At 36.3% G+C, this 16,891-nt stretch carries 11 protein-coding genes; 3 read left to right on the forward strand and 8 right to left on the reverse strand.

Annotation, left to right across the window (positions count from 1 at the left end):
* The first annotated feature begins 44 nt into the window (after positions 1 to 44).
* Entirely contained in the window at positions 45 to 3,545 is a 3,501-nt protein-coding gene (locus DPQ89_RS06490) for a DUF2852 domain-containing protein (protein ID WP_164848286.1), read from the forward strand.
* Between the two features lie 39 nt (positions 3,546 to 3,584).
* Here the strand turns inward: DPQ89_RS06490 and DPQ89_RS06495 are convergent, their stop codons facing one another.
* The 7 genes from DPQ89_RS06495 to DPQ89_RS06525 all read right to left on the reverse strand — a co-directional run bounded on the left by DPQ89_RS06495 (position 3,585) and on the right by DPQ89_RS06525 (position 10,001).
* Complete coding sequence (locus DPQ89_RS06495; protein ID WP_127716109.1) at positions 3,585 to 4,160, reverse strand: murein L,D-transpeptidase family protein; 576 nt, start codon at positions 4,158 to 4,160, stop codon at positions 3,585 to 3,587.
* Between the two features lie 102 nt (positions 4,161 to 4,262).
* Positions 4,263 to 4,982 (reverse strand): ABC transporter ATP-binding protein, encoded by a 720-nt coding sequence (locus DPQ89_RS06500; protein ID WP_127716110.1) that lies wholly within the window; start codon positions 4,980 to 4,982, stop codon positions 4,263 to 4,265.
* 9 nt (positions 4,983 to 4,991) lie between these two features.
* Entirely contained in the window at positions 4,992 to 5,765 is a 774-nt protein-coding gene (locus DPQ89_RS06505) for an ABC transporter ATP-binding protein (protein ID WP_127716111.1), read from the reverse strand.
* Positions 5,762 to 6,646 (reverse strand): branched-chain amino acid ABC transporter permease, encoded by an 885-nt coding sequence (locus DPQ89_RS06510; RefSeq protein ID WP_127716112.1) that lies wholly within the window; start codon positions 6,644 to 6,646, stop codon positions 5,762 to 5,764. Before DPQ89_RS06510 ends, DPQ89_RS06505 begins: the two co-directional genes overlap by 4 nt.
* Entirely contained in the window at positions 6,646 to 7,545 is a 900-nt protein-coding gene (locus DPQ89_RS06515) for a branched-chain amino acid ABC transporter permease (protein ID WP_127716113.1), read from the reverse strand. The genes DPQ89_RS06510 and DPQ89_RS06515 overlap by 1 nt, the downstream gene beginning before the upstream one ends.
* 59 nt (positions 7,546 to 7,604) lie before the next feature.
* The gene (locus tag DPQ89_RS06520) at positions 7,605 to 8,735 is read right to left on the reverse strand and encodes an ABC transporter substrate-binding protein (protein WP_164848287.1); all 1,131 of its coding nucleotides are present in this window, start codon (positions 8,733 to 8,735) and stop codon (positions 7,605 to 7,607) included.
* A 90-nt stretch (positions 8,736 to 8,825) separates the two neighbouring features.
* Positions 8,826 to 10,001 carry an exo-beta-N-acetylmuramidase NamZ domain-containing protein gene (locus DPQ89_RS06525; protein ID WP_127716115.1) on the reverse strand — a complete coding sequence of 392 codons (1,176 nt, stop codon included), beginning with the start codon at positions 9,999 to 10,001 and terminating at the stop codon, positions 8,826 to 8,828.
* A gap of 125 nt (positions 10,002 to 10,126) precedes the next feature.
* Between DPQ89_RS06525 and DPQ89_RS06530 the strand changes: the two genes are divergently transcribed.
* Complete coding sequence (locus DPQ89_RS06530) at positions 10,127 to 10,531, forward strand: response regulator (RefSeq protein WP_127716116.1); 405 nt, start codon at positions 10,127 to 10,129, stop codon at positions 10,529 to 10,531.
* 20 nt (positions 10,532 to 10,551) lie between these two features.
* On the opposite strand, the gene DPQ89_RS06535 is transcribed toward DPQ89_RS06530, so the two are convergent.
* A complete protein-coding gene (locus DPQ89_RS06535) occupies positions 10,552 to 13,005 on the reverse strand; it encodes an ATP-binding protein (protein WP_127716117.1) in 2,454 nt (817 codons plus the stop codon).
* A gap of 97 nt (positions 13,006 to 13,102) precedes the next feature.
* On the opposite strand from DPQ89_RS06535, the gene DPQ89_RS06540 reads away from it, so the two are divergent.
* Positions 13,103 to 16,891: a FecR domain-containing protein gene (locus tag DPQ89_RS06540; protein WP_127716118.1), complete on the forward strand. Its 3,789-nt coding sequence runs from the start codon at positions 13,103 to 13,105 to the stop codon at positions 16,889 to 16,891.

The raw sequence follows: 16,891 nt of genomic DNA on the forward strand, positions 1-16,891 counted from the left end.
AATTTTATCATATTTATATTGTACTAGAACGTAAGAGGGACGTAATGAAAAATCTAATTAGCATATTGCTTCTTGTAATGCTTGGCCAATTCAGCTTCGCACAAGGAACATCTAACAGCACCAACACGGACTCAAGTGGTAATGTTATCGATCCTCTTGATAATTATATCGACCCTGCAACTCAGCTTGATTATAAAGCTCAATTAGAAAAGCTAAATGATGATCAAAAAGAGGTTGTTTTTGAACGTTGTATGATGTTCACAATCCAAGCGGAAATGGGGCAATCTGGTGAGGACTCTATGAGTGCTGCAGATATTGAAGCCTATGAAAATCTAGTTGCTCAACAATGTAAGTGTGTTGCTGATGGTAGTACATGGGTAAAAGAGTCTACTATGAAGGGTGAGTGTAAGGCCGACCAGCCAGCTGAAAAAGACTTACTTGTTCATACAATGGACCTATGTGTTGGGCAGATGCAATTAACAGACGATAATTGTAAAAATAATATGACTGACTCTTGTGTTAATGATTTTAGGTATCAGTGTTATCAGTATATGACTCAGCCTCAAGAGTTTTCTGAAAAATCAAATCCTGTTCTTAATAAATGTGAGTATGATGATCAAACTAAGAATATTAAAATGGAATGTCGTTCATATTGTTACATAAGAAAAACATGTGAAGTTACGCAAGAGGATTTTAAGAATAGAAAAATTGGAAATATTTATTTATTACAAAAGAAGAGTAGATCATCTTGTGTAAAGGGTTCTACCTATGGAATCGATAGCGATAATAAAATGTGGGTTAATAACTCTTGTCATGGTGAATTCGCTATTCAGTATAAAGATCCAAAATGTGGTTTTAGACCAACATGTTCTCCTAAGCCTCATGAAACAGATAATATCACTCAGTCAGGTACACAAACATTTGATATGGTTTGTGATGGTAAGATGGCCGAAGTTGAAGGTGGAAAATTCTTCTGTAAGGCACATGTAAAGAAAATTGGAACTGATGGAAAAATGACTGATGAGCCAGATTACGGAAAAGAAATTACTTATATCTCAGATGTTAAGTTAGGAAAGAAGATTGGTGCGGCCAAGTGTAACCAAGGTGGTAACGGAAGTGCGATTGATTTTAGTCCTAGAAATAAAGGTTCAAATGCTGAAGGCTGGGGGATTGAAGTCCAAAATAAGTGTCATTCGACTTTTACAGTAACTGCAAAGTGGAAATTAAAGCTTTGTACTCTTGCAGGTCAAGAGACTACTTCTGGTGATACTTGTTGTGGAGGACTTTACTTTGATAATGTTACGAAAACATGTAATGTTCCGGCATTTAACCCAGGTCCAGTAGAAGAAGAAGCGGCACTTGCTCTTGATTATTCAAAAAATGCTTGTAGTCCTGAGATTCCAGCTGATGCTCAAGGTATTGTTGATAAATACTTTGTAGAGCTTGGTTACTATGAAAATATGTTTACTTTAATTGATGGTAGTTCTGATGGTATTAGCTCTATTGAAACACCTGTGGCCAGAGCTAAGAGACTTGCTGCTAATTCTGAATATGATGAATGGAAAGAAGCTGAAATGGCACGTCTAGATAAAGAAAAGGCTGAGTTTGAAAAGACTGCTGAAGCAATGTCTGATGCAGCAGCAAAAGAAGAATTTGTAAAAGCTCAAGAAACAGCTCATAGAGAGAAAGTATTAGCACTTGAAGAAGAGATCACTAAGAGAAAGAATGCTCTTGCTGAACTTGAAATGGATGCTGATAAGACTGCTACCGAAATCCGTAAGTCTACTTATGACTCTGTTAAGCTAGTTCATGACGCTGTCGTTAGATTTAGAGCTGAGTGGTCTGAGCAAACAGGTCAATTCAACGATGCTGAAAAGCATCTTAGAGAACAAGGTGAACAGTATACTGCATACTTGAAAAAGGTTGACTCTAAGAAGGTTGAAAAAGAAGATACTGAAGCGATTAAAGGTAATATTTTTATGGGAATGGATATTCAAGGGATGTCTCATGAAAGTCAAAAATTGGCCAAGCATATGCAGATCTCTTATATCATGTCGATTAAGAATGCTTTAGTGAAGTATGAAGCTGATTTAGAAAAGGCCGCTCATGCTGGTCAGAACCTTGCTTGGTACTGTGCTCATAATGAAAATTGTTCTGAATATAACTGGCTTATTAGAGATAGATCAAAAGAAGAAGTTGTAGACTTCCTTCATGATGCTCCTCACCCATTTAAATTGGTTCAGGCCAGAGGAAGAATGCTTCCAAAGATTTCTAAAGTTAACAAGTTACTTGTAGATACTGATGTTTACTCAAAGTTTGAGCAAAGTGAAGGATCGCAAAAAGGAATGGCGAATCTTGATATTATGAATCAGTTCTTTTCTTATCAAGCACAAGATAAGGTACCATTTCCTAAGAATGAAGTTGAAGGAGATGCAGCAGCTTCAAAAGATGCTGATAAGATTTTAAATTTATTTAGACAGTATACTCAAGAGTTTCCACTTAGAGAGAATAGTCTTTTCAAAGATAATGAAATCTTAAAAAATTACCTAGCTGTGTCTAAAGAAGGTAAGAATAAAGATGGACTGCCGCTTTACTGTGAAAAGCAAGAAGATTACGATGTTAGAGTACCAATTGGTAAAGCTATTGAACCTTTAAGAATGTTACAAATGGTTAGAGTTGTTAAGAAGTTCTATGACTTATACCTTGAAGCCTATTCTGCGAATGAGAAGTGTCTTATTGCTCTAGACGCTGATCGTGACCCTAATGCTGGTAGAGCAGATCTTGATCTTAGATTAACTCAAAGAGCTGGTGGTGAACAAATTGTTCCTAAGGCCCAGAATCAGGACAGAAGTTTTGTGAATGGTTTTGCAGGAAATCTTAAGTCACTAATGGGAGGAACATTTGGTAGTGTTCCAGAAGGTTCTTTCTTTGATAACTTAAGTAATAGAGAGCCAGGAAGTTCTAACTTAGATGCTAAGGCCGAAAGTGAATTAAGCGCTATTAAAAAGAAAGAAGCGGATAGAATTTCTAAACTTATTAAAAGAAGAATTAATCGTAAAAAGGATAAGGATTTAGATAATTATATTAAATCTCTAGGAAGTACTCTAGGTGCAACTCTTACTAAAAGAGATAGACAATTTGCTTCCCTTTCTCCTTCTGGAGCATCTGGACTAAGCGGTATTTCTGGTGTTAATGATCTAAATTCAGCTCTTAGTGGAAAAGACAGAGATGGTAGCAAGTCTTCTGGAGTTGGTAGCTGGAAAGGTTCAACTGGAGGAAGCGGATACACTGGTGGATCATCTCGTCCTAGATATGGAAGCTCTAGAGGAAATGGTTCAAACGGTGGAAGTAACTCTGGATCTTATGGAAGTAATGGTGGAAGTAACTCTGGTGCAAATTCTGCCAACGAAGAGATTCTTTCAAATGTTGATGATTCAAAATTTGATTCAAAAGAAAGTGATTCAATTTTTGAAAAGGTTACTAAGAGATATATAAGAACAGCTTATCCATTCTTACTAGAAACGAAGAAGAAAGAAGAGAAATAATCAATAATAAACGGCCACAATATTGTGGCCGTTTTTATTTTAAGGATAAATATTTATTGGAGTGTTCTTTTTTACTAACGAGAATATTTCATTCATCTCTTCATCACTTACTGCTACACAACCATTAGTCCAATCAAAGAAAGGGTAGAAGTAATCTCTGGCCCATCTATCAACCGTATCTTTTTCAATACCTAACTTTGCAGCAAAATTAATTACAGCTTGTGTTGGCCTATACGGATTTCCATGTATGAGGATCATTCCTCCTATTTGGTCTAATGGTATTCCTCGCACTCTTGCATTGTGCTTATCTTTCCAATTTGGGTAGCTAATAAGTAGAGATTTAGGAAATCTCGTATTTTGTCTTTTTTTAGAAATCTTGTAAAAGCCTACAGGTGTTTGATTATCACCTTCTCTTTCTTTGGCCTTCGCTCTAAATAGGGGGTTATTATAAGAAATTGATAATTTTACATCATAGGTTTTAAATAATTTATCACCCTGCCATAGTTGCAGCTCTCTTTTGTCTTTCAAGACAATGATGTGAGAAATATCCTGGGCCCAACTCATGTTGGACAGTAGTGTAAATAGTAGAAATATTGTGAATAGTTTGATTTTCATAAATCCCTTATGTAGCTATATTTGTGAAATTATAGTGCAAATATAGCTACTAAGAGAGTATTTAAGAATTATTTACATAGGTATCAAAAGAATGAACACCTATTAGTGACCTAGATAGGCCTTGCGAATTTCTTCGTTTGTAATTAGCTCGTTAGCTGGCCCTTCCATGAAGATCTCGCCTGTTGTAAGAACATAGCCTCTGTGGGCGATCTTTAATGAAGCATAGGCATTTTGCTCAACGAGTAAAATAGTCATTCCATGCTTATTTAGATCGACAATTGCTTCAAAAATGGCCTGCACGAGAATTGGAGCAATCCCTAAGGAAGGCTCGTCTAAGAGTAGTAATTCTGGCTTAGACATATACGCTCTAGCAATGGCAAGCATTTGCTGCTCTCCACCTGAAAGAGTTCCTGCAAGCTGAGAAGATCTTTCTTTTAGCTTTGGAAAAAGGTCATACATATACTGATAATCTTTTTCAATGCCGTCTTTGTCCGATCTAAGATAGGCTCCCATCTCTAGATTCTCTTTAACTGTTAAGTCAGGAAAAACCATTCTTCCTTCAGGAGAGTGAGCTATTCCCATTCCCACGATCTTATTCGCAGCAACTGAGTCTATCTTTTGACCTTTGTAAAGAATTTCTCCTTGAGAAGGCTTAATCAGACCAGATATTGTATGTAAGCTGGTTGTTTTTCCGGCACCGTTGGATCCAAGTATAGTTACAATTTCTCCACGCTTAACATGGAGATCAATTCCATGAATCGCATGAATTGCTCCATAGTGAACATGCATATTTTTTATTTCTAAAAGAATTTCTTCGCTCATATTTTTTCCTTAAGGTTGATCTGTTCCAAGATAGGCTTCGATAACCTTTGGGTTGTTCTGAATTTCAGAAGGTTTACCATGTGCTATCTGCTCTCCATGATCTACAACATAGATTCTTTCACAGACATCCATCACTAGTTTCATATCGTGCTCAATTAAAAGAATCGCAATTTGAAATTTATCACGAACCCATTTAATTAGCTTCGTTAGCTCTATAGTTTCATTTGGGTTCATACCCGCTGCAGGCTCATCAAGAAGAAGTACATCAGGCTTGGTTCCAAGTGCTCTGGCTATCTCTAATCTTCTTTGTTCGCCATAAGGAAGGTTCTTTGCGAGATGTTGTGCCTTCTTTTCTAGATTAAAAATCTTCAGAAGCTCCATCGCTTCATTCTTAAGTCTTTCTTCTTCTTGATGATATTTCTTTGTTCTAAAAATACTGGCAAGAAGGCCATACTTAACTCTAAAGTGACCGGCCAGGCGAATATTATCTAAAACAGTGAGATCTTTAAAGAGTCGAATGTTTTGAAAGGTCCTAGCAATACCCTGTTGAGTAATAAAAGCAGGTCTAAGTCCTACGATATTCTTTCCACCTAATTCTATTGAACCTTCAGTAGGTTCATAGATCCCTGTGATCATATTGAAGATTGTTGTTTTTCCAGCACCATTAGGACCGATAACTCCTACTAGGTCTGTCTTGCCTAACTCGAGAGAAAAGTTATCTACGGCAGTTAGTCCACCAAATCTCATTGTAATAGAGTTTGTTTTTAATACAGAAGTACTCATTTTTCACTCCCTTTTAATTTTCGCAAAAAGGCGAGTGGATTAAATTCATGCTTTCCAAAAATACCTTCAGGTCTAAGTAACATTAAAAGAATTAGTAATAGCGAGTAGATAACCATTCGCCACTGGCTAACAGTGTCTCCCATGAATCTTAAAAGCTCAGGTAAAACTGTTAGAATTATTGCACCAACAACAGCTCCAGTAATTGAACCAAGTCCGCCTAGGATAATCATAAGTAAGATAATTACTGACCACATAAATGTGAATCCATTTGGATGGAGAAATTGAGTGTAGTGAGCGTATAGAGAACCGGCAATACCCGCAAATCCAGCACCGATGACAAAGGCCAATGTTTTATATTTAAAGGTGTATATTCCCATTGAATCAGCGGCAATTTCATCTTCACGAATACTAATAATGGCCCTACCGTGAGTACCTCTCATAATATTGGTGATAACTAAAATAGTTAGAAAAACGAATAGATAAATCCAGTAGACATTTGACCAACGAGGAATATCTGTAAAACCTCTAGGGCCTCCAATCGCATCAGTATTCATAATGATAATTCTTATGATCTCTCCAAAGCCTAGAGTTGCGATAGCAAGATAATCTCCTCTTAGTCTTAAACACGGTACACCTATTAAGATTCCCGCAAGCGCTGCTGCACTAAATCCAATAGCACAAGAAATAAGAAGGTTTAGAGCATCAGGAATTGGCAGAGCACCATAGACACCATAAGCGGCACCAGCATAAGCTCCTATGGCCCAAAAACCAGCGTGACCTAGACTAAACTGTCCACAGATACCATTTATCAAGTTCAGCGATACGGCCAAAATGATATAGATTCCTGAGAGTATTACAAGGTGAAGAATAATATCTGACATTATACTTTCTCCTTTCTGTTCTTACCTAGAATGCCGGCTGGCTTAATAAGTAGAATAATAATTAAAATCGCAAATGCAACTGCGTCTCTATAAGTAGACACCCAGAATCCAACGACTAAGTTTTCGGCCACTCCAAGAGTTAAGCCTCCAATCACTGCTCCTGGAATAATTCCTATACCACCCAGAACCGCTGCAATAAAGGCCTTTAGCCCTGGGATGAGACCCATCATTGGTTCAACTGTACTGTAGTACATTCCAACGAGAACCCCAGCAGCACCGGCCATGGCAGCACCAATGAAGAAAGTAAAAGAGATGATTTTATTTGTATCAATACCCATAAGCTCAGCAGCGTCATGACTGAAACTCGTCGCTCTCATGGCCTTACCAATCTTTGTGTGATTGACTAACCACCATAGAATCATCATAAGAATAAAAGTTGCAACAAGAATGATTAGCTGAATATTTGTAATCATTATTTCGCCGTACATATAGGTTTTTACCTCTATGGCCTGTGGAAATGCTTTTGGATCAGCTCCAAGAACCTGTTGACCTGAGTATTGGAAAAATAAAGAAATACCGAGTGCTGTAATCAACGCGGGAATTCTTCCGGCATGACGAATTGGTTTATACACAAGCCTCTCTACTATCACTGCTATAAGACCAGAGCCTATCATTGCTACTGGTAGAGCTAGATAGAGTGGAAGTCCCGCAGAGATTGTGTAGAAGCCAATAAAGCCTCCGATCATATAGAACTCACCGTGGGCAAAGTTGATTAGTTTAATAATTCCATAGACCATTGTATAGCCTAGGGCCACAAGGGCATAGATACTACCTTGGGTTAGACCGTTAATTAAGTATTGGCCTAGGTCCCAAAAAAAATACATTGTTTCTTCGCTCATTTATATCCTATAAAAAGCAAAGGCCCAATCAATTGGGCCCTTTAGTAAAAAGTAATTTATTATGGATTAACTTTAGTGTTGAAAATATTTCCGGCCGGAGTCGTCTCTAATACTACAGCACTCTTTTGTGCATTTCTATCTTTGTCGATTGTAATTGATCCAGTAACACCAACAAAGCCCTTTGTTGCTAATAAAGAAGCTTGAATATCCGAATTCTTTAAGCTCTTAGCTTTAGAGATTGCGTCTGCCATAACTAAAATACCATCATAACCTAAAGCTGCCATGGCACCCGGTTTTTGACCGTAAGCTGCGACATATTCCTTAACAAAGCTCTGTACCATTGGGTCTTTATCTTCAGCGGAAAAGTGAGAGCTAATATAGTTACCAGAGACCGCAGGTCCTGCCAGCTCTTGTAGCTTAGGAGAGTCCCAGCCGTCTCCACCAAGAAATGGAACATTTAAACCAAGTTGACGAGCTTGTTTAAGAATTAAACCAACTTCAGTATAATATCCAGGAAGGAAAACTACGTCTGGCTTAGTTCTTTTTACTTTACGTAGTAAAGTTCTAAAGTCAGTATCTTTTTGAACATACGCAAAGTCTCTATCTGCCGCTAATTTTCCACCCATTGAAGTAAATTTCTCTTTGAAAATTTTTGATAGACCTTTTGAATAATCTGAAGAGTTATCAATAATTACCGCAACCTTCTTCTTTCCTAGGTTTTCGTAAGCAAACTTGGCCATCACAACACCTTGGAAAGCATCTGTAAAACAAGTTCTCGAGATATAGTCTCCAGTCTGAGTAACTTTCTCATTAGTAGAAGCAGGAGTCATAAGAGGAACTTTTGCATTTTGAGCGATTGGCGCTCCCGCAAGAGTATTAGATGAAGCAACTGAACCAATGATAGCGTTAACTCTATCTCCAGAGATCAGTTTCTTTACTGCGTTTGCAGATTCTTGAGGCTCACCCTTGTTGTCTTCAACAATGAGTTTGATTTTGACTTTATTGTCCTTATTGATCTTCTTTAAGGCCAATTTAATTCCGTTTACTGACTCTTGTCCATAAGTTGCAATAGGTCCAGTAAGAGGGAAAACAGCTCCAATCGTAACTTCTTTAGCAGCGAAAGTAGGGGCACTTAGTAATGTTGTCATTATTAGAGTTGAAAAAACTCTTTTGATTTGAGAATAATTCACGTTCATCTCTCCTTAATATCCGTGTGTCTGAACTATAAAGTTTAGCAAAAGGCTATGATAAGTAAAGAGAGTTTCATAAATATTCTTTACTTAGCAATATAGGAGCGCGTTATCTCTTCTAGAGAAATATAAGTCCATGCCGGTAGATTCAATTCTTTGTAAGTCATCAAGTGATCCGTTAGATTCAACCCAGTGTTTTACTTTTTCAGTACCGTTTATTAGGTCTATGGCCAATTTATCGTACTCATATTCATATGCAGCATCTTGCCATTGAAATTCATCACCTAGATGAGCGTAGAACTCTCTACACAGCAATTGAGAAGCAGTCCAAGATTTAAATGTATTCCAGTTGGTAACATGGATATGAACTCCGCCACAAGTTGTTCCGGCATGTTTTTGAAACATTGGGTGAAAGGTGCAAGGTCTAAAGATTGCTCCTTCAATTGGGCCTATATTCTTGTTAATTTTTTCCAAAAAAGAAAATGGCTCAATACTTGGATGTCCAACTACTTCAAGACTTCTAGTTGTTCCTCTGCCTTCAGAAAGTTTAGTTCCCTCAAAAAGAACAGTCCCAACAAAGGTTAATGCCCCTTCTGGAGTAGGTAAATTAGGAGAAGGATTAAGCCAAGGTAGCTTGCAATCATGCCAGTTCATAGAACGCTGCCAATGTTTCATTTCAATAACATCATAAGCAACATCAATATTAAAATTTTTCTTAGCAAAGTGACCAACTTCACCCATTGTCATTGCATGTCTTTGTGGCATCTCAAAGCGACCAACAAAGGACTTAAACTTTTCTTCTAATATTGTTCCTTCAATATTTAGTCCACCAACAGGGTTTGGCCTGTCCAGCACCACTACCTTTACGCCCAGCTGTGCGCATTTCTCCATGGCCAAGGTTAGAGTAGATATATAGGTATAAACTCTTGTTCCGACATCTTGTAGGTCTACAACAAGTGTATCAATACCTTCTAGCATTTCATCAGTTGGAATTCGCGTTTCTCCATAAAGGCTGTGCACAGGAATTTTAAAATAAGGATGTATAAAGTCCTTAGTCTCAATCATATTATCTTGAACATCTGTAACAAAACCATGTTGTGGGCCAAAGATTTTCTTAAGTCTGTTTCCTATAAAAGAGTTCAGAATTTCTACACTATGTTTGAAGTTTCGGTCTACAGATGCACTATGGCAGAGTAGGGCCACATTTCCTTCAATTTTGTCTAGTTGTGTTTGCTCGTCTAATCTTTCGATTCCAGTAATTGTCATGATAGTCTCCTGCTTAAATCTTAACGAAGTCCTATTTGAAATAAAAGAGTTATTTTCTTTCTATGAATTTTCACTAAATTCGCTATAATATATATTTGTATTATAAATCGAAATGGAGAGAAGAAATGAGCGTCGCACTAGGGGATAAGATTTTAGTCGTTGATGATATGTCTACGATAAGAGAAGAAGTGATCCGCTGTTTAACACAAATAGGTTATACAAATATCGAGCAGGCCGTTGATGGTCAAGATGCTTGGAATAAACTCAAGGCCGCAAGCGAAAGTGGCGCTGAATATAAGATGATTTTCTCTGATATTAATATGCCAAACTGTAATGGTATTGAACTACTTAAAGTTGTCAGAAAGTCTGAATCCTATGAGACAACTCCAATAATAATGATTAGTACGGAAAATGAAAAAGATGTAATATTGACCTGTATACAAGAAGGTGCGAATAATTATATCTTGAAACCTTTTGATTCTGATACTGTTAAAGAAAAGATCGATCAAACTTTAGAGAGACTGAGTTAGAACAGTCTCTCCTTGCTCTTTTATTCTGGAACAGAGAAGATAAAGTGACTACCACTACCCATTGTTGAAGTCACTTTCATTGAACCACGTTTTTTATCAATTACATCTTTTATCGCTGACATTCCAACTCCACGACCAGAAAGTTCCGAAACAACCTCCGTCGTCGTAAATGTCGGCTCAAAGATCTTATATATAATCTCTTCATCGCTAATTTGATCAAAGTTTTCAGTTGGGTGTAGTTCATTTAGTTTGGCCCGTATTCTGGCCGGGTCAATTCCTGCGCCATCATCACTAACATGAATGCTTAGCCAAGGTTTACCTTTAGACTTTATTCTTTTGAATTCAACTTCAATTTTTCCTTGTTGCTCTTTGGCGCAGTCAATCCTTTTTTGAGGAGATTCTATACCGTGATCAACACAATTTCTAAATAAGTGAACCATGACACTGAAAAGCTCTTCGTGCTCTTGTGGGTTTATCCTAAGTTGTCCACCACGAATTTCTAGAGGAGCAATATCTTTTCCAACTTTTGAAGCGCTATCTTGAATGAGTTCATCATATCCTTTAAAGAACTCATCGATAGGAGTTTTAGTGAATTGCTCATTAAAGTAATCCTTTAGTGAATCACTATTTGAGTTTTGAATAAGGTCTTCAAGCTTTTGTATTTGCTCTTTAGTAAGAACTGTTTTTTCTTGTTCATTTTTCCAAGAAGTTCCAAAGAATAATTGCGTACTTTCTAGATATTTATCTAAGTTCATTTGAAAATTAGTTAGTTGAGCTTTTAGCTGTTCTTTTATATTTGAAGGTGGCTCGAGTTTAAAACTAACTAGTTTAGATTCATTTTCTCTGGCCTGTTGTTGAAGATCAGAAATTTTAAAAATTCCCATTCCACCATTAAGGCTGTGCCAGTTCATAAGAATATACTCAATATTAGGAGTATTTTCATTTATAGCTAAAGAGATATTATCTAAAGTCGCTTGGACTTCCTTGATAAAAGAGAAGAATTGAACTTTGTTGTTAATGATCTTAAGTACCATTGCTACGTAGGCCTCTTTTTGCTCAAATGCTTTCTGCGACTTTACTTGCTTAGTTATATCTGTTGCTACAGAGACGATATTTGCAAGTTTATTTTCGGTGTCTTTTAGAGGATAGTAGCTTAAGTCAACATGTTTAAAATCTGAAGAATCAATTGAGTCTCCTTTGATTACCTGCTGTGGCCCTAGAGCAGCACTACTTTCAAAAGGAAGTAGCTCTTGGAATAGTACATCTTTCCAACTGATAAAGTTCTTAGTTTCTTTATCATCCAAACCAAGAACCTCCGAAAAGGGTAGGTTTGCTGGTTTTTTATCAAATATTTTTTCACATGCGTTGGTGTAAATATCGTTACAAATACCATCTTTATTAAAAACGAGTAGGCCTTGGTCTAATGAGTTGACCATCGCCTTTATAAATTCATTGGCCTCGCTTAGTTCTTTTGTTCTTTGCTCAACCATGCTTTCTAAGTTCTTATTATACTCTTCTAAGGTAGAAATTAGTTGGTATATCTTACTACTCATTGAATTAAAACTAGATGAAAGAACCCCGAATTCATCATTACTTTTAACTGATATTTCCTTATTATAGATACCTTGTGCAACATTCTTAGTACCTTTAAGGAGTTCTTCAATTGGCTTTGTTAATGTGACACTAAAGAAAGTACCGATAACAATGAAAAGAAAAAGAAGGCTTAATCCAAAATAGGTAGACTTCTTCTTTAACATTTGAGTGGCAATAAATGCTTTGTTCTTAGGTATGGTTACTAATGTAACAATGCCATTTTTACTCTTAACAAAAGAGTAAAGAATCTCATTTTGATTAATAGACTCTTCTTTTGTACCTTTTGTCAGTTCAGATGTATTGACGTTATTTAGAAGCTCTGGGGAGGCTTCAGCTGATTTAAACATTCTAGTTGTTTTATTGTAATAAATGGAGATTTGAAATGCTTTATTTCGATTAATCGTACTTAGAAGAGAAGAGTAGTCAAAGATAATGACTTTGTCTTTTCTTTTTACGGATAGAAGTGGAGCGTTTACGTGATCGTGGTGATCATTTAATTTATTCTCAATATTAAGCGTGTCTAGAGTGTTTCTTTGAATATTCATCTGCTTTAGCTTATTCATATTATAAAGAAAAGACTTTCCGACTTTGATACCCACTAGTACATCACTCGAGTTAATCTGCTTAAGTGCTAGAGGTCTAGAGAGTTTGAACAGCTCTGTAATGATAGCGGCTTCTTTGGTGCCTTTGACTAATAAATCCTCGAGCTGCTCTGAGAGCTGCTCACTGGTTGTAAGTGCATTTTCAAAAATATAACTCTTTTTGTCTTCTTCAAAAATATCGATTGAGAACTTTAGGGTAGAAACAAGTGACAGCGCCAAGAGTATGATTATGGAAACTATGATTTTAATCTTAAGTGAAATCTGTATGGGCGAAGCCATTATATCTCCAATAAATAAGTTGCATGTTAAATAAATTCAATTAATAATATATAAGATTACTTTGCTTTAGAATATTATTACAAGAGAAATTTCCTGAATGTTGCAAAAGAATGACAAAATTATAGTTTTATCTAGTGCTGTGCTTTGCATATTTTTTGCGTATAAATTTTTAACTTTTGATTCATCTTTAACTTCTAATACTGACTCAGAGAAAATAGCCGTCGTTTCAAATCTAACTTCAAGCGTGAAGCGAAAGAATGAAGGTTCACTTAATTGGGCCAAACTTAAGTCACAAGAAGATATTTATAATGGAGATCAAGTTTTTACAGACACATCTTCAGAAGTTACCATTGTATTTGATGATTCAAGCTCCATTGATATTCCTCAAAATACGTTAATTAAAATTGAAAAGAGAGAGTCTAATATAGAGATTGACCTACAAAAAGGTTTGGTTGATTTAGATCTTTCGAAGTTTAAGAAATCTAAGGTCTTTTTCAAAATTGGCAAAAAAGTTGTAACTTTTAATAAAAGTGATTCAATTGTTAAAATTCAAAACAATGATAATGTAATCAAGCTTTCTTCTTCTAAAGGAGATGTGATAGTTACAGAGGTCGCTGACAAAACGAAATTACCTACGAATAACTCTATTACCATAAAGAAAGATCAGAACATCGAGTTCTCTAACTCAGAAGATAAGAAGTGGAAAAGGGAGCTGTCAAAAGTAGGAAAGAGAGTTGACAGGAGACTTGTTGAATCTCAAGTGAAGAAAATAGAAATTATTTTAAAAGATGAACTAGTAAAGAAATCTAATAATGAGAAAACTTACAATACTCTCACTGAAAATCTTTACAGTAAATCTATTGAATTAGATATCTCTCCTAAAGAAATTATTCTTACGGAACTTAGTATTTTGAAAAAAGAAAGTAGTAGGCCATCTACTTTGGGAAGAAGTACTAAGAGAATTCGCACAATTCGAGATCTTCAAACTTTACAATCATCGGTCATTAAATATATTGACTCTCGCTTTGGTGGTGATGAGGTACTCGTTCAGATCGCTAAGGAAAAAGTTAGCTTGGCCCGTAGAGATAAGGCCATAGTGTCTAATGAACAGTTAATGGCAAAAATAGGTGAGGACTTCGACTCTTTGGGCGTAAAGGACGAGCGAAGAAGTATTGGTCAAATGCAGCTTCGTTCTGTGATAGCTGATTTTGGACAGCAGATGAATCGTAAGTTGGCTTTTCGTCAGTACCAGGAAATTAATAGAGTAAGTGGTGATTCTGCAATAAAAAAACTTAGTATGCAAAGTATGTCAAAAGTCTATGCCGATGGTAAGGGTAGTTCTCCATTAAATGAGGTACAAAGAATTGATAACTCTTTTTCTGAAATACTTAACTCTAAGCAACGATCTAAGGAAGTTAATAAAGAAATTATTCAGAAGCTAGGGCCTATATTGAAAACTAGAGTTAGCGCCACTGACTTGAAAGCAATTAAAAAAGATATTCAGAGGACAACATTTTCGCAAAAGGGCCTAAGTGTTGAAGAACAGCTTTTATCCTTAGATTCCATTAAAAAAGTTCTATCAACTTCTCCTAAAAAGGGCTGGACAGTTGCACTTAAACCTATTAGCTCTGAAGTTTCAAAAATTTCTCCACAAACGACTGCTATAGTTGAACCAAAAGAATTAGTTCTCAGTAGTATAAAAAGAGAGTTTCTATTGTCTGAGATTAGTGAAATTTCACCAATTAAGAAAGCTCTAGAAGAAATAGATCTCACTGAGACAAGTAGTTCGAATAAGGTATTTCAAAAAGCAGCAAAGAGTTTAGATGATTTGGGTGTTTCTCTGCCTATTAGAGCTGATAAAGACTCTTGGACATCTAAGCTAGCTAAAATTGGAGAAGACAAGGATCTCGAATATTCTAAGCTGCAGCTTGAACAGTTAGAAAGTTATGCTCCTGAAATTTCTAAAGTTATAAAAGTTGACAAGCATATATTAGTTAATACTCCAAAAGAAATAGTTAAGAAAAAGTTGGTCTCAAGGACAAATGTTTTTTCAACACAACAAACTAGAGATTTAAAAAAGGCCGTTTCATTAACCAACGATATTGAAGTTAATAAGCAAGAACTTTTCGAAACAATACAAGCTGAACTCGGATTGACAGTAGATGGTGAAGCTACAAAAGTTGTCCAACAACACTTACAAGAATCAACTTTCTCTGGGAATAAACTGGAATTGCGCGACTCTTTAACAAGTTTAGGAAAGAAGTTGGATAAACTTGGTATTAATCGTCCATTTTTAAAAGTCCCTAAGGGCCCTTCTTTTTTAAATAAGGAAATTACTATATCTAGCCCACTTATAAAGAAGCCTCTTTCTAACTCTGTTGTTGCAGGTCAGAGAGAGTCTATTATCATATCTAAGTCTGCTCATGATAAAGGCAACTATGAGCTAGAGTTTTCTAAATCAAAAGACTTTAAAGAAATCTCTTATGCTAAGAGGATTGAAAACAAAGTTGGCAATATTAGTTTTTCTAAAAGTGGGGACTATTACTATCGTGTTTCCAAAACGGCAAGTACATCTGAAGCGGATAGCTTTAGAATTAAACATACAGATGCTCCAAAAATTTATTCTAAAGTAAAGAAGATCTCTGTTGTTGCTCCTGCAGCACCGACTCTTAAACCTACAAGCACAGGTCTTGTTGAGATGAGTAAATTTTCTTCTTTCCCTATAGAGTGGACAGGACCTAAGAGTGCGATTTATGAAGTCGAAGTAAGCCAAAAAGGTAGCTCACCAGACAAAGCAATCACTTCTAGAGTTTTTAAAGTTTCTGGTAATGGCACAAAGCTTGATCTATCTAAAATGAATGTAAAACTTGACCCTGTGGCAAGTACTATTACACCAGAAGATCTATCTTATCGTGTTCGAATAGCTTCTCCTGCTATATCTGCTTGGAGTGAGCCTATGTCTCCAAAGGTAAGTGTTGAAGCTGCTGTCATTCCTAAGCAAGAAAAGAGTCTACAAGTTAAGAGGCGTTTTCAGAAAAAGGCCAAGTTAAATTTTGAATGGAACTCAACTCTACCTGATCAAGAGCATACATTGAGCGTTGCTAGAGATAGAGAATTCAAAAGCCTCATAGTGAAGAAAGATGTTAGAGGAAATTCAGCAACAGTCTCATCCACATATGAAGGTCCACTATTTTGGAAAGTCGTTCCTAAGAGATTAGCATCTGCTCAAGCTCCTGTACTACAAAGAGAGGTCCTATCTTCAACAATTAGAATTGATAAGAAAGTTGTGAAAAAAGTGATTCCTAAATCCGTTAATTCTCCTGTTACAAAAGTTGACCTTGGCTGGAGATATACTAGAAAAACTAAGACAGCACAGAAGAAAGTCGAGCTCGCAACTGACCCACAATTTAAGAATATAATTGATGAGAAAGTTCTTGATACTAGTGTTTTGAAAACTCAATTTGATCTAAAATCTAATGGCCAGTACTATTGGCGAGTTAAGGATATTGGAAAGGGAGCCGCTAATATTAGTGGTGTAAATTCTTTTGAAGTTGTGACTGGTGTTGATCTTCCTGTTCCTAAGGTCTTAGCGAAGCAGATTATTCACTTTAGAGTAGTCAATGATCTTCCTGCTTACGAGATTATCCTGCCTAAGACTGATCAGGCCGTGATGATTGAACTTGAAGTTTATTCTGATGAGGACCTTAGTAAGCTTATTTTCAAAAAGAAATTTAAAAACTCTAAAGCTCTATGGGTGACTAATCGGTCGGGTAAATTCTACTATCGAGCAAGAGGTATAGATAAGATTGGAAGATATAGTAAATTTTCTAAACCAGGGAAGTTAATTTTTCCGATTTCCCCTTTAATTAATTCGGACTTAGAATAA

The sequence above is a fragment of the Halobacteriovorax sp. HLS genome (assembly GCF_004006665.1).
Classification (GTDB): domain Bacteria; phylum Bdellovibrionota; class Bacteriovoracia; order Bacteriovoracales; family Bacteriovoracaceae; genus Halobacteriovorax.